This is a genomic window from Pseudomonas sp. PSPC3-2 (assembly GCF_049897085.1).
Lineage (GTDB): Bacteria > Pseudomonadota > Gammaproteobacteria > Pseudomonadales > Pseudomonadaceae > Aquipseudomonas > Aquipseudomonas paraveronii.
The window spans coordinates 108,001-126,911 of the sequence record NZ_JAFCVO010000007.1 but is presented as its reverse complement, the minus strand read 5'-3'; the positions used below and the strand labels follow the sequence as shown (position 1 = coordinate 126,911).

Here is an 18,911-nt window from a genome sequence, read left to right as displayed (position 1 = left end):
GCGACAGACGGCCTCGACCGAGCAATCAGGGTTTCCCTCGATAGAGTGGGGTCATGTATGCTACGGCGCTTCCTGTAACTCCACTTCCCGCAGGGTTTGGGCACGGACGCGGCGCTTTTTGGTGCCGCTCGACCCGGACAATGTACCGAAGAGGATTAGGCCACCCCTATTCAGTTCAAAAGTAGCCATGCACGAACAATATCAGCCCCGTGAAATAGAAAATGCCGCCCAATCTTTCTGGGACGAGCAAAAGTCCTTTGAAGTCAGTGAACAGCCAGGCAAGGAGACCTTCTATTGCCTATCGATGTTCCCTTACCCCAGCGGCAAGCTACACATGGGGCACGTGCGTAACTACACCATCGGCGACGTGATTTCCCGCTTCCAGCGCATGCAAGGCAAGAACGTCCTGCAACCCATGGGTTGGGACGCCTTCGGCATGCCGGCGGAAAACGCCGCGATGAAGAACAACGTAGCGCCCGCCAAGTGGACCTACGAGAACATCGCCTACATGAAGACCCAGCTGCGCAGCCTGGGCCTGGCGGTGGACTGGTCCCGCGAAGTGACCACCTGCAAGCCGGACTACTATCGCTGGGAACAATGGCTGTTCACCCGCCTGTTCGAAAAAGGCATGATCTACCGCAAGAACGGCACCGTGAACTGGGACCCGATCGACCAGACCGTGCTGGCCAACGAGCAGGTGATCGACGGTCGCGGCTGGCGTTCCGGCGCGCTGATCGAAAAGCGCGAAATTCCGATGTACTACTTCAAGATCACCGCCTACGCGGATGAACTCTTGTCGAGCCTCGACGACTTGCCGGGCTGGCCTGAACAGGTCAAGACCATGCAGCGTAACTGGATCGGCAAATCCAAGGGCATGGAAGTGCAGTTCCCGTACAACGTCGATTCGATCGGCGAAGCGGGTGCCCTCAAAGTCTTCACCACCCGTCCGGACACCTTGATGGGCGCGACTTACGTCGCCGTCGCGGCTGAACACCCGCTGGCTAGCCGGGCCGCACAGAACAACCCTGAGCTGCAGGCGTTCATCGCCGAATGCAAAGGCGGCAGCGTGGCTGAAGCCGACGTCGCCACCCAAGAGAAAAAAGGCCTGCCGACCGGGCTGTTCGTCGAGCACCCGCTGACCGGCGAAAAACTGCCGGTGTGGGTCGCCAACTACGTGCTGATGCACTACGGCGATGGCGCAGTAATGGCTGTGCCGGCCCACGACGAACGCGATTTCGAATTCGCCACCCAGTACAACTTGCCGATCAAGTCCGTGGTGCGCACCAGCTCGGGCGACACCAACCCAGCCCCGTGGCAAGACGCCTACGGCGAGCACGGTGAGCTGATCAACTCTGGCGAGTTCGACGGCCTGGACTTCGTCGGTGCCTTCGACGCCATCGAAGTGGCGCTGATCAAGAAAAACCTCGGTGCCTCGCGCACCCAGTTCCGCCTGCGCGACTGGGGCATCAGCCGCCAGCGCTACTGGGGCTGCCCGATCCCGATCATTCACTGCGAGACCTGCGGTGACGTGCCGGTGCCGGAAGACCAGTTGCCGGTGATCCTGCCGGAAGACGTGGTGCCGGACGGCGCCGGTTCGCCTTTGGCGCGCATGCCCGAGTTCTACGCGTGCAACTGCCCGAAATGCGGCCAGCCTGCCAAGCGTGAAACCGACACCATGGACACCTTCGTCGAGTCCTCGTGGTACTACGCCCGTTACGCCTCGCCGCACTACGAGGGCGGCCTGGTCGAGAAATCGGCGGCCGACCACTGGTTGCCGGTGGATCAGTACATCGGCGGTATCGAACACGCCATTCTTCACCTGCTGTACGCGCGCTTCTTCCACAAGCTGATGCGCGACGAAGGCCTGGTCAGTTCCAACGAGCCGTTCAAGAACCTGCTGACCCAAGGCATGGTGATCGCCGAGACGTATTACCGTCGCGAAGCCAATGGCAGTTACACCTGGTTCAACCCGGCCGATGTCGAGCTCGAGCGCGACAGCAAAGCCAAGGTCATCAGCGCCAAGCTGATCGCCGACGGCCTGCCGGTGGAGATCGGTGGCACCGAGAAGATGGCCAAGTCGAAGAACAATGGCGTCGATCCGCAGTCGATGATCGACCAGTTCGGCGCCGACACCTGCCGCCTGTTCATGATGTTCGCCTCACCGCCTGACATGAGCGCCGAATGGTCCGACTCCGGCGTCGAGGGTTCGCACCGCTTCCTCAAGCGCGTCTGGCGCCTGGCGCACGCCCATGTCAGCCAGGGCCTGCCGGGCAAGCTGGACGTGGCCGCCTTGAGCGACGAGCAGAAAGTCATTCGCCGCAGCACCCACCTGGCCATCAAGCACGCCAGCCAGGATGTGGGCCAGAACCACAAGTTCAACACCGCCATCGCCCAGGTGATGACGCTGATGAACGTGCTGGAAAAAGCGCCACACGTCACCGAACAGGATCGTGCGCTGGTTCACGAAGGCCTCGAGGCGGTCACCCTGCTGCTGGCCCCGATCACGCCGCACATCAGTCATGAACTGTGGAACCGCCTGGGCCACAACGATGCCGTCATTGATGCCCGCTGGCCGGTGCAGGATGACAGCGCGCTGGTACAGGACACGCTGCAGTTGGTGATCCAAGTCAACGGCAAACTGCGCGGCCAGATCGACATGCCGGCCAGCGCCAGCCGCGAAGACGTCGAAGCAGCCGCGCGCTGCAACGAGAACGTGCTGCGCTTTACCGAAGGCCTGACGATCCGCAAAGTGATCGTGGTGCCGGGTAAACTGGTCAACATCGTCGCCAGCTAAATCGGATCGGGCGCAGGGCTTGAGCGCTGCGCCGAACTAAACCTTCAGGGCCTCGATAAGGCCCGCATGGTTTCAAGGGGAGCAATAAAATGATCAAACGCAACTTGCTGGTGATGGGCCTTGCTGTGCTGCTGAGCGCTTGCGGCTTCCAGCTGCGTGGTACCGGCACCAATGAACTGACCATCAAGGAATTGGACGTCAGCGCCCGCAACGCCTATGGCGAAACCGTTGTGCAACTGCGCGACACACTGGAAAACAGTGGCGTGCATGTCTACACCGGCGCGACCTACAAGCTGTTCCTGGCAGACGAGAAAGAAACCCAGCGTAACCTCAGCTACGCCAGCGCTGGCCGTGCGTCCGATATCGAGCTGAACACCTCGTTGGTTTTTGAAATGCAGGGCCGCGACCATCTGCCATTGATGGGTGACAAGATCGAAGTGCAAAAGGTCGTAAGCCACGATGGCAACAACCTGGTGGGCTCGGACTCGGAAATGACCCAGGTACGCAAAGAAATGCGTCGTGAGCTGGTCCAGCGCGTGATGCTGCGCCTGCAACAGCTGACGCCGGAAAAACTGGAACTCCTGCAACAAACCGCCGACAACAAGGCCAAGGCTGACGCCGATGCCCTGAAAGCCGCGCAAGAGTACGAAAACAACACGCCGAAACAATCGCCTGTTGAAGTCCCTGTAGAGTAAGCCAGACGGGGTGCCCCAGGCGCCCCGTTCATCTCGCCTATGAAACTCGCCCCCGCCCAACTCGCCAAACACCTGCAAGGTGCTCTGGCGCCTGTCTATATCGTCAGCGGTGATGACCCGTTGCTGTGCCAGGAAGCGGCAGACGCCATTCGCACCGCCGCACGCCAGCAAGGCTTCGACGAACGCCAGGTGTTCAGCGCCGACGCCAGTTTCGACTGGGGCACGCTGCTGCAAGCCGGCGCAAGCATGTCGCTGTTTGCCGAGAAACGCCTGCTGGAACTGCGTCTGCCGTCGGGCAAGCCTGGGGACAAGGGCGCGGCGGCCTTCATCGAGTACTGTTCGCGGCCTGCCGAAGACACGGTGTTACTGATCAGCCTGCCCAAGCTCGACGGCAGCGCGCAGAAAACCAAGTGGGGCAAAGCGCTGGTGGAGGGGGCACAGACCCAGTTCATCCAGATCTGGCCGGTGGACAGCAATCAGTTGCCGCAGTGGATTCGTCAGCGCCTGTCCCAATCCGGGCTGTCGGCCACGCAGGACGCCGTGGAGCTGATCGCCGCCCGGGTCGAAGGCAACCTGCTTGCCGCTGCCCAGGAGATCGAAAAGCTCAAGCTGATGGCCGAAGACGGGCAGATCACCGTCGAAACCGTGCAGGGCGCGGTGGCTGACAGTGCGCGCTTTGACGTGTTCGGGCTGGTGGACGCCATCCTCAATGGCGAGCCCACCCATGCCCTGCGCATGCTCGAAGGGTTGCGCGGTGAAGGCGTGGAACCGCCGGTGATTCTCTGGGCCCTGGCCCGCGAGTTACGGGTACTGGCCAATATTGCACTGCAATACAGCCAGGGCACGCCGCTGGACAAATGCTTCAGCCAGGCCCGGCCGCCGGTCTGGGACAAACGCAAACCACTGATGAGCAAAGCCCTGCAACGGCACTCGGCGCAACGCTGGGCGCAATTGTTGCTGGAGGCCCAGCGCATCGATGCACAAATCAAAGGCCAGGCAGCCGGTTCGCCGTGGATGAGCCTGAGTCGTTTGTCACTGTTGATGTCTGGCCAGCGCCTGACACTGCCTGCCGAATAACCCCCCCTCTTAAAACACTGCAAAACCAATGTGGGAGCAAGCCCCCTCCCACATGTTGGCTGTGTTTTCATTTCAAAAAATTTGTCAGGCTTTACAGCGGCCAGACTTCGGCAGATGATTTGCACCGCTGCATCCCACCTGAAGAGAGTAACGACCATGAGCAAAAAGCCATCTAAGCATGGCCCCAACAAGGCCAAATCCATCATCGCCCAGCCACTGTTCCGCAGCCGTCAGGAACGCGCCGGCAAGGGCAAAGGCAGCTACCGCCGCGAAGCCTTCCAGTCTAATAGCTGGGAGGCTTCTTACTTTCTGGCTGCCTGAAGGCAAGCGGCCCTCCGGCATGATAAGGTCAGCACTTGATTTGTAATCCCTGGACCTGTGCATGCCCTCTAGTCTTTCCCGTCGTTGGCACCTTCGCCAATTGATCGCTGCCTCCAGCCTCATTCTGCTTGTCGCCTGCGCGGAAAAACCCACCGCCGCAGATGCTCAACCCCTGCCAACACTGTCGACCGCACCGGTCGTTGCGCCCGCTGTCGTGGCCCCGCTGGCCGTGGACAACCTGGACATCCAGCCCACCCAGACCTTTGCCGAATGGCAGGCTGGTTTCCGTGCGCAAGCCTTGGCTGCCGGGATTACGCCAGCCGTCTTTGATACGGCCTTCGCCAATATCACCCCGGACATGGCAGTGATCCGCGCCGACCGCAGCCAGCCGGAATTTTCCCGCCCGGTGTGGGAATACCTCGACGGCGCGCTGTCACCAGTACGCGTGCGTAATGGCCAGACACTGTTGATCAAGTACGCCGACACCCTGCAAAGCATCGAGCAACGTTATGGCGTCGACCGCCAGGCGCTCGTCTCGGTGTGGGGCATGGAGAGTAACTTCGGTCAGTTCCAGGGCAATAACTCGGTGATCCGCTCCCTGGCGACCCTGGCCTACGAAGGTCGGCGCCCAGCCTTTGCCCAGGCGCAATTGCTCGCGGCGCTGCAGATCATCCAGCACGGCGACATCCAGGCCGACCAGATGCGCGGCTCGTGGGCCGGCGCCATGGGCCAGACCCAGTTCATCCCGACCACCTACAACACCCACGCCGTGGACTTCGACGGCGACGGTCGCCGTGATATCTGGAACAGCCCAGCCGACGCCCTCGCCTCCACCGCGCATTACCTGCAAAGCTCCGGCTGGCAGAAAGGCCAGCCGTGGGGCTTCGAAGTCAAACAACTGCCGACCAACTTCGATTACGCCCTGGCCGACGGTGGCGTGCGCAAGACCGTCGCCGACTGGCTGAAACTGGGCATCCAATTGCCGCCGGGGGCGAGCATGCCGCCTAACGTCGACCAGCTCTCCGCCGCCCTGTTGCTGCCGGCGGGCTACCGTGGCCCGGCGTTCCTGGTGCTGGATAACTTCCGCGCAATCCTCAAGTACAACAATTCGTCGTCCTACGCATTGGCCGTTGGCCTGCTGTCGGAGCGCTTCGGCGGAAGCGGTGTGATTCGGGGCGATTGGCCGAAAGATGAACTGCCGCTGAGTCGTTCCCAGCGTATTGATCTGCAGACCGTACTCAACACCCACGGCTATGACGCGGGCAACCCGGACGGGATTATCGGCGCCAACACGCGCAAGGCGATCCGTGCGGCGCAACAGTCACTGGGCTGGCCGGCGGATGGTTATCCGACGGTGAAGTTGCTGGAGTCGTTGCAGAGCCGTTAGATCGGCTTATGGCGACTACCGCTATCGGGGGCAAGCCCCCTCCCACGTTTGACTGCATTTCAAAGGATGTACGCGGTCCAAATGTGGGAGGGAGCTTGCTCCCGATAGCGGTTTAGCAGACGACAGATTCAGGGGTTGAACACCACATCCTGCTCCAACACCACCCGCTGCTCCCCCGCATCCAACCGCACCCACGCCCCCATCGGCAGCGTCAGGTTCGGATCGCAATGCCCACTGCGCCAGCCGTACAGTACCGGGATGCGTAGCGGTTCGAAGGTCTGTTTCAGCAGCCGCTCCAACGCGGCGTTATCCACACCCGCCACATCCCCCACCAGCACACCCGCTACCTGGGCCAGCTTGCCGGCCAGGCGCAGATGCGTCAGCAAGCGGTCGATGCGGTAGATCGGCTCGTTGACGTCTTCGATAAACAGAATGATGCCCTCGGCATCGATTTCGTAGGACGTGCCCATCACCGCTGCGATCATCGACAGGTTGCCGCCGAGCAAGCGCCCACAGGCGATACCGGGCTCGATCGTGGTCAACGGGTAGGCTGCAGGGTGAGTCAGCACGCTGCCTGCGCCGAGCTGGCCACGCAGCATGTTGAACAGCGACGATTCGGTCGGTGGCTGCTTGTCGCCGAGCAGGTCGGCATTCAGCATCGGGCCGTGGAAGGTCACAAAACCGGCATAGCGGTTGATTGCCAGGTGCAACGCGGTGATGTCGCTATACCCCACAAATGGCTTGGGGTTGGCGCGCAGCAGGTCGAAGTCCAGGCGGTCCAGCAGGCGGGGCGTGCCGTAGCCGCCGCGCAGGCAGAAAATCGCATCAATCGCGGGGTCGGCGAAGGCGGCGTGCAGGTCGTGCAGGCGCATGTCATCGCTGCCAGCCAGGTAGCCGTCGCGTTCATATACACCCGCGAAGATGCGCAGCTCATAGCCGCGGGCGCGCATCCATTGCCCGGCTTTTTCCACGTCCAGCGCGGCAGGGCCGGCGGGCGCGATCAGGCCAATGGTGGCTTCAGAACGCAATGCAGGTACGGCGGCGGTCATCCACGATTCTCCCTAATCAACGCGGAACGAAATGTGGGAGGGGGATTGCCCCCGATAGCGGTGGTTCAGTCACCAGAGGCAGTGACTGACACTCTGCAATCGGGGGCAAGCCCCCTCCCACATTGGACCTGCGGTGTTGCACAAATGCCTATCAGGAAACCAGGCTAGCCTTGACCAGCTTGGCCTGCTCGTCGGCGTGGTACGAGGAACGTACCAGCGGGCCCGACGCCACGTTCTTGAAGCCCATCTTGTAGCCTTCCTCGGCGAACCAGGCGAAGACGTCCGGGTGTACGAAACGCTGCACCGGCAAGTGGCTGCGGGACGGCTGCAGGTATTGGCCCAGGGTCAGCATGTCGATGTCGTGTTCGCGCATGCGCTGCATGACTTCGATCACTTCTTCGTCGGTTTCGCCCAGGCCCAGCATCAGGCCGGACTTGGTTGGGATGTGCGGCATCATCTGCTTGAATTTCTGCAGCAGGGTCAGCGACCACTGGTAGTCCGAACCTGGGCGCGCAGCCTTGTACAGGCGTGGCACGGTTTCCAGGTTGTGGTTGAACACATCCGGCGGCTCGGCGGCGGTGATTTCCAGCGCGACGTCCATGCGGCCACGGTAGTCCGGCACCAGGGTTTCGAGCATCACGTCCGGCGACAGCTTGCGGATTTCGCGGATGCAGTCGGCAAAGTGCTGGGCACCGCCGTCACGCAGGTCGTCGCGGTCGACCGAGGTGATCACTACGTACTTGAGCTTCAGGTCGGCGATGGCGATGGCCAGGCTTGCCGGCTCGTTGACGTCCAGCGGCTTCGGCCGGCCGTGGCCGACGTCGCAGAACGGGCAACGACGGGTGCAGATGTCACCCATGATCATGAAGGTGGCGGTGCCGCCGGAGAAGCATTCGCCCAGGTTCGGGCAGGACGCTTCTTCGCACACGCTGTGCAGCTTGTGCTTGCGCAGCAAAGCCTTGATCCGGTCGACTTCCGGCGAGACCGGGATGCGCACGCGAATCCAGTCAGGCTTTTTCGGCAGTTCGGTGGTCGGGATGATCTTGACCGGGATGCGTGCAACCTTGTCGGCGCCGCGCAGCTTGACGCCGGCTTCCACCTTGGCACGCGGGGCCGGGGCCGGACGCTCGGTGACGTCCAGCGTCGGGATCATGGTTTGCACTGCATCAGTAGTCATAGTCAGTCGATTCCGCCCGTAAGGGTCGTCTGCTCAGCATAGTCGAGGTGTTTGACGAGCTGCGCACGCAGCCGGGCACTTACCTCGGCAAATTTAATCGGTGTGGCGTGGTCGCTCAACTGGGTCATCGCCAACCCGGCATAACCGCACGGGTTGATACGCCGGAACGGCGCCAGGTCCATGTCCACATTCAGCGCCAGGCCATGAAACGAACAACCGTGGCGAATGCGCAGCCCCAGGGAGGCGATTTTCGCGCCATCCACATACACACCGGGCGCATCGGGCTTGGCCGTGGCGCTCACGCCGTAACTGGCCAACAGCTCGATCAGGCAAGCCTCCATGCGGTTCACCAGGTCGCGCACGCCAAACCCCAGCTTGCGCACGTCCAGCAGCAGATACGCCACCAGTTGACCGGGCCCATGGTAAGTCACTTGCCCCCCTCGGTCGACCTGCACCACCGGAATATCACCCGGAAGTAGTAGATGCTCGGCCTTGCCGGCCTGGCCCTGGGTGAACACCGGCGGGTGCTCCACCAGCCAGATTTCATCGGGAGCCGAGCTGCCGCGCTCGTTGGTGAAGCGCTGCATGGCGTGCCAGACGGGCTCGTAGTCCATCCGACCGAGCTCGCGAAAGCCCAGGACCTGTGGCATCACAGCACCATGTGTACGAAGCCGGTGGCCCGCAGTTCGCTGTTGATGTCGTAGAGCTGGTCTTGACCGATCGCAACGATGTGCAATTGGATCGTGGTGTACTTACCGTTGGTGCTCGAACGCTCATCCACACGGTTGTCGTTGATCGTCGCGTGTTTACGCACGATGTCGATAATCTTGTCCTTGTTGCCCACACCGGTATCGCTGATCACCTTGACGGGATAATCCGTCACCGGGAATTCGATCTTTGGCGCCTTTACTTCTTTATCGGTCATGGCGTAACAGCCTCGTAAGCGTAAGCCGTGGCGACGGGCAAAGCCCCGTGTCGGATCAACACGGGGCTTTGCAGGTGCACACTTATCAGTTGAACAAGCTGTAGAAGAATAGACGGATGCTATCCCACACGCGGCGGAAGATACCACCTTCGTCGACGGCGTCCAGGGCGATCAGGTCGGCACTGTGTACCACTTTATCGTCCAGTTTCACTTCGACCTTGCCGATCACGTCGCCCTTGGCGATTGGCGCAACCAGGTGCGGGTTCATGGTCATGCTGGCAGCGAGCTTTTTCAACTGGCCTTTAGGCATGGTCAGGGTCAGGTCTTCAGCCAGGCCGGCCTTGACTTGCGAGGTCGCGCCTTTCCATACCGGCGCGGTCGCCAGTTCAGCACCCTTCTGATAGAAGGTCTGGGTTTCGAAGAAGCGGAAACCGTAGGTCAGCAGTTTTTGCGTCTCGGCCGCACGGGCCTGCTCGCTGTTGGTGCCGAAGACCACGGCGATCAGGCGCTGGCCATCACGCACGGCGGACGACACCATGCAGTAGCCGGCTTCTTCGGTGTGACCGGTTTTCAGACCGTCAACGGTCTTGTCGCGCCACAGCAGCAGGTTGCGGTTAGGCTGCTTGATGTTGTTCCAGAAGAATTCCTTCTGGGAGTAGATCGCGTAGTGGACCGGGTCGACACGAATGATCGCGCGCGCCAGGATCGCCATGTCGTGAGCCGACGAGTAGTGCTCTGGGTTCGGCAGACCGGTCGGGTTCATGAAGTGGCTGTTGGTCATGCCCAGGTCGGCCACGGTTTTGTTCATCATGTCGGCGAACGCGTCTTCGCTGCCGGCGATGTGCTCGGACAGGGCGACGCTGGCGTCGTTACCGGACTGGATGATGATGCCGTGCAGCAGATCGCTGACCGTCACCTGCGAACCGACCTTGATGAACATCCGTGAACCGCCGGTGCGCCAGGCGTTTTCGCTGACGGTCACCGGGTCGTTTTCGCCGATCTGGCCGCGACGGATTTCCAGGGTCGCAATGTAGGCCGTCATCAGCTTGGTCAAGCTGGCGGGTGGCAGGCGCTGGTCACCGTTGTTTTCCACCAGCACGTTGCCACTGGCGGCATCCATGAGGACCCAGGCCTTGGCGGCCAGTTGCGGTGAAGCCGGCACCATTTCAACCGCCCAGGCGGCCGGGGTGATGATCAGCGAGATAAGCAGGCACGTGCGTTTGGCTAAGGTGATGATGTTCATCCGTCTCTCGAAATTACTTATGGAAACTTGCCCTCGCGGGCAAAACTTATTCAGACAGCCCGTTACCAGTCTGTCGCGTGTTCGGTTGCCTGCCCACCCCTTGCCCCTGGGTTTTATTGTTCAACGAGCCAACAACCAGGGCTCAGGCGCGCGCACGAACCTGAACCTTCAATCCTTTACGGTTTATTCGGCGCTGACCACGCTGGGTTGCCCCAGGTTGGCCAAACGCACGCTGTTCTGCACTTGCGCGACCTCGCTCGGCGAACCGATCGGGCCCATGCGCACGCGGTGCAAGGTCTGTTGATTGCGCACGATGGAGCTGATGAAGACCGGCGCATTGACCATGCCGCTCAGCTTGGACCTTAACAGCTCTGCCGCATCCGGGTTGGCGAAAGCGCCCACTTGCAGGTATTGCCCGCCAGCGGCCGAGGCACCCGGCGCAGCGCGGGGCACGACGACCGTGTCAGGGGCGTGCTGTTGCGCAGGTGGCGTCCACTGCTCGATCTTGCCGGTCGACGCCGTCACTTGGGGTTGCGCGACCTGCGGCTCGTTGAGCATCAAGGGTGCCGGCTTACCACGCTGGGCCCAGTATTGCGCGGGGTCGATCCCTTCGACCTTGACCCGCGCGGTGCCGGTTTCGGCATAACCGAGTTTCTTCGCGGCAGCGTAGGACAAGTCGATGATCCGGTCCGAATAGAACGGCCCGCGATCGTTGACCCGCAGGATCACCGTGCGATTGTTGTCCAGGTTGGTCACGCGCACATAGCTGGGCAGCGGCAGGGTCTTGTGGGCCGCGCTCATGCCGTACAGGTCATAGACCTCGCCATTGGCCGTGTTCTGGCCGTGGAACTTGGTGCCGTACCACGACGCTGTACCCGACTGTACGTAGGTCTTGGAGTCCTGCAGCGGGAAGTAATTCTTGCCCAGCACGGTATAGGGGTTGGCCTTGTACGGGCCGGTGTGCAGGGTTGGCGTGGCATCCGGGATTTTCGACACGTCGACGTCCCACCACGGCGCACCGTCTTTATGCGCGCGGTTGATGTCCAGGCCCGGCTGGGAACGAACGGCGGCCCCCCCGGACTTTTGCGTCGGCGCGCGACTGGTGGAGCAACTGGCAACCAGCAAGGACAACGCGGCAAACGCCACCAGCTTGAGCGGTTTTTTCAACGGCGATGCCCGCATTACTTGTTGCCCCGTGCTTGGACCAGCATGTCAGACAGTTGATGCACGGCCATGGCGTACATCACACTGCGGTTATAACGCGTGATTGCGTAGAAATTCTTCAGGCCCATCCAGTATTCAGGGCCGTTTTCGCCTTCCAGGCGGAAAGCCGTAACCGGCATATCATCGCGCAGCGCATCATGACTTGACCAGCCCAGCGCCCGCAACTCCCCGACCGTCTTGGCCGGCTCGATACCCTGGGTCAGGCCTTCATCGGCGCGCTCACCGCTCACGTCGGCACGGCTGACCACCGGTTCGCCGCCCACCCAGCCATGGCGCTTGAAGTAGCTGGCCACGCTGCCGATGGCATCGTCCGGGTTGCTCCAGATATTGATATGGCCGTCGCCGTCAAAGTCCACCGCGTAGGCGCGAAAGCTGCTCGGCATAAACTGCGGCAAGCCCATCGCACCGGCGTAGGAGCCTTTGAGGGTCAGCGGGTCGACCTGTTCTTCGCGGGCCAGCAGCAGGAATTCGCGCAGTTCCTTACGGAAAAAATCGGCGCGGGGCGGGTAATCGAAGCCCAGGGTCGACAAGGCGTCGATCACCCGATAACTGCCGGTATTGCGCCCGTAGAAGGTTTCAATGCCAATGATCGAGACAATCACCTGGGCGGGCACGCCATATTCCTGCTCGGCGCGGGCCAGCACGGCTTCGTGCTCGCGCCAGAAGTCCACACCCCGTGCCACGCGGGCATCGGTCAGGAACATCGGGCGATAGTCCTTCCACTGCTTCACGCGCTCGGCCGGGCGGGAGATGGCGTCAAGGATCGCCTGCTTGCGCTGCGCCTCGCGGAACACGCCCATCAGCTGTTCACCGGCGAAGCCGTAGTCGCGGGTCATCTCACCGACGAACTCGGCGACTTGGGGCGAACCATCGTAGTCACCGGCCCGCGCCTCGTGCATGGCGCCCAGCAGCCCAATCAGGCTCATCCAGGACGCATGCCGAGTCGCCCAGCAGCGCATTACTTGCATTGACATCTTCACCTTATTCAAACCTGTGCGATCCATTTGCGATGCGTATGAATCGACATCAAAACCCCAAACGCTGACATCAATGTCACCAGCGAAGTTCCGCCGTAGCTAATGAACGGCAACGGCACCCCAACCACCGGCAACAGGCCACTGACCATACCGATGTTGACGAAAACGTAAACAAAAAAAGTCATGGTCAACGAACCCGCCAGCAATTTGCCGAACAACGTCTGCGCCTGCGCGGTGATCACCAGGCCACGACCAATCAACAGTAAATAGATCAATAGCAACGCGCAAATGCCCACCAGGCCGAACTCTTCGCCCATCACCGCAATAATGAAATCGGTGTGGCTCTCAGGCAAAAAGTCCAGGTGCGACTGGGTGCCCATCAGCCAGCCTTTGCCAAAGACACCGCCAGAACCGATGGCCGCCTTCGACTGGATGATGTTCCAGCCAGTACCCAGCGGATCGCTCTCCGGGTCGAGAAACGTGAGAATCCGCTGCTTCTGGTAGTCATGCATAAAGAAGAACCACATGGCCACGGCCACCGGCACGGCGGCGGCGAGCACGCTGAGAATCCAGCGCCAGCGCAAGCCGCCCATGAACAGCACGAACGCGCCGCCCGCCAGGATCAGCAGCGAGGTACCGAGGTCCGGCTGGCGCACGATGAGGATAAACGGCACGCCGATCAGGATCAGGCTGATCCCCACATGCTTGAGTTGCGGCGGCAAGGTGCGCTTGGACAAGTACCAGGCGATGGTCGCCGGCATCAAGATCTTCATGAATTCCGACGGTTGGAAGCGAATCACCCCCGGAATATTGATCCAGCGGGTCGCGCCCATGGCGTTGTGGCCCATCACGTCCACCACCACCAGCAGCAACACGCCGGCGACATACCCCAACGGCACCCAGCGCGCCATGAAACGCGGCTCCAACTGGGCAATCACCACCATCGACAACAGGCCCAGGCCGAACGACGACGCTTGCTTGATCAGCAGGTCCCAGTTCTTGCCGCTGGCCGAATACAGTACGAACAGGCTGCCGGCCGCCAGGGTCAGCAGCAGGATCAGCAACGGGCCATCAATGTGCATGCGCTGCAGCAATGTCGCGCGGCGACGCATCACATCCTCGCTGGAAAGGATGCGGTCAAAATTACTCTTCACTGGCCGTAACCTCGGTGCTTGAAGGGGGGCCGCCATATTCGGGCTTGAGCTTGCCGTCGTCGGTCAACAGCCAGGCATCCATCACTTGACGGACCACTGGCGCCGCGACGCCCGAACCGGACTCGCCGTTCTCGACCATCACGGCGACCACGATCTTAGGGTCGTCCGCCGGGGCGAAGCCGACAAACAAGGCGTGGTCGCGGTGGCGTTCCTGAACTTTGGAACGGTCATATTTTTCGCCTTGCTTGATCGCGACCACCTGGGCCGTACCGCTCTTGCCAGCAATGCGATATTGCGCCCCGATCGCCGCCTTGCGCGCCGTGCCCCGGGCGCCGTGCATCACCTGCTGCATGCCGTGGTTGACCTTGGTCCAGTCCGACGGGTCACGCAGCACAATGTCCGGAATCGGGTTTGCATCCACCGGCTTTTCGCCCTCGATGGTGCGGGCCAGGTGTGGCCGGTTCCAGATGCCTTTGTTGGCGACCAGTGCCGTGGCCTGGGCCAGTTGCAGCGGCGTGGCCTGCATGTAGCCCTGGCCGATGCCGAGGATCAGCGTCTCGCCGGGGAACCACGCCTGACGGCGGGTTGCACGTTTCCATTCGCGCGACGGCATCAGGCCGGGCGACTCTTCGAACATGTCCAGGGAGACTTTCTGACCGAGCCCGAACTTGCCCATGTAGGCCGACAGGCGATCGATCCCCAGCTTGTGGGCCAGGTCATAAAAATAGGTGTCGTTGGAACGCATGATTGCGGTGTCCAGGTCGACATAGCCGTCACCGGTGCGGTTCCAGTTACGGTATTTGTGATCGTAATTAGGCAGCATGTAATAGCCGGGGTCGAACACACGACTCGACGCCGTGACCACGCCCGCGTCCAGGCCGGCAATCGCCACCGCCGGCTTGATCGTCGAACCCGGCGGATACAGGCCGCGCAACACCCGGTTGAACAGCGGCCGGTCGATGGAATCGCGCAGCTCGGCGTAGGCCTTGAAGCTGATCCCCGTCACGAACAGGTTGGGGTCGAAACTGGGCTGGCTGACCATGGCCAGGACTTCGCCCGTATTCGGGTCCAGCGCCACCACAGCACCACGTCGCCCACCCAGGGCCATCTCGGCGGCTTCCTGCAGCTTGATGTCCAGGCTCAGCACAATGTCCTTGCCCGGCACCGGGTCGGTACGCTTGAGCACCCGCAGCACGCGGCCGCGAGCGTTGGTCTCGACCTCTTCGTAACCCACCTGGCCGTGCAGCTCGGGCTCGTAGAAGCGCTCGATGCCGGTCTTGCCGATATGGTGGGTGCCGCTGTAATTGACCGGGTCGAGGCTTTTCAGCTCTTTCTCGTTGATCCGCCCCATATAACCGACGGAGTGCGCGAAGTGCGGCCCTTGCGGGTAATGCCGCACCAGTTGCGCCACCACTTCCACGCCCGGCAGGCGGAACTGGTTCACCGCAATCCGGGCGATCTGCTCTTCGGTCAGCTCAAACAGGATCGGCACCGGCTCGAACGGCCGACGCCCCTGTTTCATGCGCTTTTCGAAGATCGCCCGGTCTTCCGGGGTCAGTTGCAGCACGTCGACGATCACATCGAGGACCTGCTGCCAGTCGCCGGAGCGTTCGCGGGTCATGCTCAGGCTGAAGCTGGGCCGGTTATCCGCGACCACCACGCCGTTGCGGTCGAAAATCAGGCCACGGGTCGGCGGAATCGGCTGCACATGCACCCGGTTGTTTTCCGACAGTGTGGAGTGATACTCGTACTGGATCACCTGCAGGAAATACAGGCGCGCAATCAACACCCCGATCAACGTCACCACCATGATCGCGCCAAAAACCACGCGCGCGCGTACCAGACGTGCGTCTTTCTCGTGGTCCTTGATGCGGATCGGCTGAGTCATCGGGAGGGGCGCAGACTATTTGTGGTAAGGGTGCCCGGACAGAACTGTCCAGGCGCGATACAGCTGTTCACCGATCAGAATCCTTACCAACGGGTGCGGCAACGTCAGCGCCGACAGCGACCAGCGTTGGTCCGCCCGCGCACAGACCTCCGGCGCCAGCCCCTCGGGGCCGCCGACCATGAAGTTGACAGTGCGCGAGTCCAGGCGCCAGCGATCCAGTTCAACCGCCAATTGCTCGGTGCTCCAGGGCTTGCCGTGGACTTCGAGGGTGACGATGCGCTCGTTGGGGCCGACCTTGGCCAGCATGGCTTCGCCTTCCTGACGGATAAAGCGAGCCACATCGGCGTTCTTGCCCCGGGTGTTGAGCGGTATTTCCACCAGCTCAAGCGACAGCTCGGCGGGCAGACGCTTGGCATATTCGTGCCAGCCTTCTTCCACCCACTTGGGCATGCGTGAACCGACAGCGATCAGACGCAGGCGCACAGCCGTTCCTTATTCCTGGTCTTTGTTGAGCTTGTCGAAGTGCGCATGGCCCACTTCAGGGTTGTGGTGCTTGCCATCCGCCGCGCGGCTCTGCTCGGCACCTTTCCACAAACGCTCCAGGTCGTAGAACTGACGGGCGTTGGAGGTCATCATGTGAACGATCACGTCGTCCATGTCCAGCAGCACCCAGTCGCTGTCGCCCTTGCCTTCTTCACCCAGCGGCTTCACGCCTTGGGCTTTGACGGCTTCGCGCACTTTGTCCAGCATCGCGCCGATCTGGCGGTTGGAGGTACCGGTGGCGATGATCATGAAGTCGGTGATGCTCTGCTTGTCGCGCACGTCCAGCACCTGGATGTCCTGGGCCTTGACGTCTTCCAGGGCAGCCACGGCGACTTTCACCAGCTCTTCGCCAGCCAGTTCCGGGCCAACATGGGCTTCAACCGGCAGTGGCGCGCTTTTGAAGGTGCCTTTGCGCTTAACTTTGCTTACGTCTTTGTTCGTCATATAAAACTCGTTTTGCTCGTATGTTCGGGCGCTCGCTGCACGATTGTTCGTGCGTTCAAGCGCGCCTTTTCAGTTCGACGCACGGTAAAGTCCGTGCGCATCGATGTAGGCCAGGACCGCGTCAGGCACCAGGAAACGTACCGACTTCCCGCTGGCCAGCAGTTGACGGATCTGGGTGGCGGACACCGCAAGCGGGGTCTGCCAGACGAATGCAATATTCCCGTTCGGCCCGGTCAGGGCCAAGGGGTCACTTACCGACCGCGCGGCCAGCAGGTTGCGCAAGGCATCCGGCGGTTCGCTGTCGGCATCCGGGCGTTGCAAAACCAGGATGTGGCAATGCTGGAGGAGTTCCTCCCAGCGATGCCAAGAGGGCAGGCCGCAAAATGCGTCCCAGCCCAAAAGCAGAAACAACTGGTCGTCCGCGGCCAACTCGGCACGCATCAGCTCCAGGGTGTCGACAGTGTAGGACGGTTTATCGCGCTTGAGCTCGCGGTCGTCCACCACCAACGGCGGGATGCCAGCGACGGCAAGGCGCACCATTTCCAGGCGCTGCTGCGCTGACACCTGCGGCGTATCGCGGTGCGGCGGCCGGGCATTGGGGATCACACGCAATTCGTCCAGCGCAAGGGCATCCGCGACTTCCAGGGCGCTGCGCAAATGGCCGATATGCACGGGGTCAAAAGTGCCGCCGAGCAACCCGATGCGTTTACCCATCAAGTGCGCACATGACCGTCGCCGAACACTACATACTTCTCGCTGGTCAGGCCTTCCAGGCCAACCGGGCCGCGTGCGTGGAGCTTGTCGGTGGAGATACCGATCTCCGCCCCCAGGCCATACTCGAAGCCGTCGGCAAAACGCGTCGAGGCGTTGACCATCACCGAAGCGGAGTCCACTTCGGTGAGGAAACGCCGGGCATCGCTGAAATGCTCGGTAACAATGGCGTCGGTGTGCTTGGAGCCGTATTTGTTGATGTGTTCGATGGCCTGGTCAAGGTCGTCGACGATGCGGATCGACAGGATCGGCGCCGTGTACTCGGTGTACCAGTCTTGCTCGGTGGCTTCGATCACGTCCGCGCCGAGCAGCGCACGGGTACGCTCGCAACCACGCAGTTCAACACCCTTGTCGCGGTAGATGGCAGCCAGCGGCGGCAGCACGCGATCGGCAATGCCGGCGTGCACCAGCAGGGTTTCCATGGTGTTGCACGGGGCGTAACGGTGCGTCTTGGCGTTGTCGGCGATGCGGATCGCCTTGTCGATGTCGGCCGCGATGTCGATGTAAACGTGGCAGACGCCGTCCAGATGCTTGATCACCGGCACCTTGGCATCACGGCTGACGCGTTCGATCAGGCTCTTGCCACCGCGCGGCACGATCACGTCGACGAATTCCGGCATGGTGATCAGCGCGCCGACGGCGGCGCGGTCGGTGGTTTCCACCACTTGCACCACTTCGGCCGGCAACTCGGCCACGGCCAGGCCTTGCTGGATGCAGGCGGCAATCGCGCGATTGGAATGAATCGCCTCGGAACCGCCACGCAGGATGGTCGCGTTGCCGGACTTGAGGCACAGGCTCGCCGCATCGATGGTCACGTTCGGGCGCGACTCATAGATGATACCGATCACGCCCAGGGGCACGCGCATCTTGCCGACCTGAATGCCGGACGGCAGGTAACGCATATCGCGGATTTCACCGATGGGGTCAGGCAGCTTGGCGACCTGACGCAGGCCTTCGATCATGTCGTCGATACGCGCAGGGGTCAGCGCCAGGCGGTCGAGCAGCGCCGGCTCCAGGCCATTGGCGCGGCCGTGGGCCAGGTCCAGTTCGTTGGCGGCAGCCAACTCGGAGCGCGAAGCATCCAGAGCATCGGCGGCGGCCAACAAGGCGCGGTTCTTCTGTGCGGTGCTCGCACGGGCGATCAACCGCGAGGCCTGACGGGCAGCGCGACCCAGGCGGGTCATGTAGTCAAGAACGGACTCAGTCATGGTCAGGGAGTCTTGGCAAAGAGGAAAGCGGCAG

18 protein-coding genes are annotated in these 18,911 nt (G+C 61.9%); 5 read left to right on the top strand and 13 right to left on the bottom strand.

What is annotated here, in order from left to right:
- The first annotated feature begins 187 nt into the window (after positions 1-187).
- The 5 genes from leuS to ACP7CJ_RS13695 all read left to right on the top strand — a co-directional run bounded on the left by leuS (position 188) and on the right by ACP7CJ_RS13695 (position 6,274).
- On the top strand, positions 188-2,794 hold the full coding sequence (gene leuS / locus ACP7CJ_RS13715) for a leucine--tRNA ligase (RefSeq protein ID WP_276195007.1): 2,607 nt from the start codon (positions 188-190) through the stop codon (positions 2,792-2,794).
- 89 nt (positions 2,795-2,883) lie between these two features.
- Positions 2,884-3,489, top strand: a complete 606-nt coding sequence (lptE, locus tag ACP7CJ_RS13710; RefSeq protein ID WP_426100556.1) for an LPS assembly lipoprotein LptE — start codon at positions 2,884-2,886, stop codon at positions 3,487-3,489.
- Between the two features lie 39 nt (positions 3,490-3,528).
- Positions 3,529-4,566, top strand: coding sequence for a DNA polymerase III subunit delta (gene holA / locus ACP7CJ_RS13705; protein ID WP_321863947.1), 1,038 nt, complete (start codon positions 3,529-3,531; stop codon positions 4,564-4,566).
- A gap of 156 nt (positions 4,567-4,722) precedes the next feature.
- Positions 4,723-4,887, top strand: coding sequence for an alternative ribosome rescue factor ArfA (gene arfA, locus ACP7CJ_RS13700; RefSeq protein WP_003176285.1), 165 nt, complete (start codon positions 4,723-4,725; stop codon positions 4,885-4,887).
- 61 nt (positions 4,888-4,948) lie between these two features.
- The gene (locus tag ACP7CJ_RS13695) at positions 4,949-6,274 is read left to right on the top strand and encodes a lytic murein transglycosylase (protein ID WP_426100554.1); all 1,326 of its coding nucleotides are present in this window, start codon (positions 4,949-4,951) and stop codon (positions 6,272-6,274) included.
- Positions 6,275-6,402: 128 nt separating this feature from the next.
- On the opposite strand, the gene ACP7CJ_RS13690 is transcribed toward ACP7CJ_RS13695, so the two are convergent.
- From ACP7CJ_RS13690 to ACP7CJ_RS13630, 13 genes are all read right to left on the bottom strand, one after another.
- The gene (locus ACP7CJ_RS13690; RefSeq protein ID WP_426100552.1) at positions 6,403-7,323 is read right to left on the bottom strand and encodes a S66 peptidase family protein; all 921 of its coding nucleotides are present in this window, start codon (positions 7,321-7,323) and stop codon (positions 6,403-6,405) included.
- Positions 7,324-7,474: 151 nt separating this feature from the next.
- On the bottom strand, positions 7,475-8,476 hold the full coding sequence (gene lipA / locus ACP7CJ_RS13685; RefSeq protein ID WP_276198000.1) for a lipoyl synthase: 1,002 nt from the start codon (positions 8,474-8,476) through the stop codon (positions 7,475-7,477).
- A 26-nt stretch (positions 8,477-8,502) separates the two neighbouring features.
- Complete coding sequence (lipB, locus tag ACP7CJ_RS13680; RefSeq protein WP_247398643.1) at positions 8,503-9,150, bottom strand: lipoyl(octanoyl) transferase LipB; 648 nt, start codon at positions 9,148-9,150, stop codon at positions 8,503-8,505.
- On the bottom strand, positions 9,150-9,425 hold the full coding sequence (locus ACP7CJ_RS13675) for a DUF493 domain-containing protein (protein ID WP_276195013.1): 276 nt from the start codon (positions 9,423-9,425) through the stop codon (positions 9,150-9,152). Before ACP7CJ_RS13675 ends, lipB begins: the two co-directional genes overlap by 1 nt.
- An 85-nt stretch (positions 9,426-9,510) precedes the next feature.
- Positions 9,511-10,668 carry a D-alanyl-D-alanine carboxypeptidase family protein gene (locus ACP7CJ_RS13670; protein WP_046381929.1) on the bottom strand — a complete coding sequence of 386 codons (1,158 nt, stop codon included), beginning with the start codon at positions 10,666-10,668 and terminating at the stop codon, positions 9,511-9,513.
- A 183-nt stretch (positions 10,669-10,851) separates the two neighbouring features.
- Positions 10,852-11,850: a septal ring lytic transglycosylase RlpA family protein gene (locus tag ACP7CJ_RS13665; RefSeq protein ID WP_276195014.1), complete on the bottom strand. Its 999-nt coding sequence runs from the start codon at positions 11,848-11,850 to the stop codon at positions 10,852-10,854.
- On the bottom strand, positions 11,850-12,860 hold the full coding sequence (gene mltB, locus ACP7CJ_RS13660) for a lytic murein transglycosylase B (RefSeq protein ID WP_276195015.1): 1,011 nt from the start codon (positions 12,858-12,860) through the stop codon (positions 11,850-11,852). The genes ACP7CJ_RS13665 and mltB overlap by 1 nt, the downstream gene beginning before the upstream one ends.
- A gap of 17 nt (positions 12,861-12,877) precedes the next feature.
- Entirely contained in the window at positions 12,878-13,981 is a 1,104-nt protein-coding gene (gene rodA, locus ACP7CJ_RS13655) for a rod shape-determining protein RodA (RefSeq protein ID WP_017848344.1), read from the bottom strand.
- 31 nt (positions 13,982-14,012) lie between these two features.
- Positions 14,013-15,911: a penicillin-binding protein 2 gene (mrdA, locus tag ACP7CJ_RS13650; RefSeq protein ID WP_276195016.1), complete on the bottom strand. Its 1,899-nt coding sequence runs from the start codon at positions 15,909-15,911 to the stop codon at positions 14,013-14,015.
- Positions 15,912-15,926: 15 nt separating this feature from the next.
- Positions 15,927-16,394: a 23S rRNA (pseudouridine(1915)-N(3))-methyltransferase RlmH gene (gene rlmH, locus ACP7CJ_RS13645; protein WP_003176297.1), complete on the bottom strand. Its 468-nt coding sequence runs from the start codon at positions 16,392-16,394 to the stop codon at positions 15,927-15,929.
- Between the two features lie 9 nt (positions 16,395-16,403).
- On the bottom strand, positions 16,404-16,898 hold the full coding sequence (rsfS, locus tag ACP7CJ_RS13640) for a ribosome silencing factor (protein ID WP_058412893.1): 495 nt from the start codon (positions 16,896-16,898) through the stop codon (positions 16,404-16,406).
- Between the two features lie 69 nt (positions 16,899-16,967).
- Complete coding sequence (gene nadD / locus ACP7CJ_RS13635) at positions 16,968-17,612, bottom strand: nicotinate-nucleotide adenylyltransferase (protein WP_253399436.1); 645 nt, start codon at positions 17,610-17,612, stop codon at positions 16,968-16,970.
- Positions 17,612-18,877, bottom strand: coding sequence for a glutamate-5-semialdehyde dehydrogenase (locus ACP7CJ_RS13630; protein WP_276195017.1), 1,266 nt, complete (start codon positions 18,875-18,877; stop codon positions 17,612-17,614). Before ACP7CJ_RS13630 ends, nadD begins: the two co-directional genes overlap by 1 nt.
- Between the last annotated feature and the right edge of the window lie 34 nt (positions 18,878-18,911).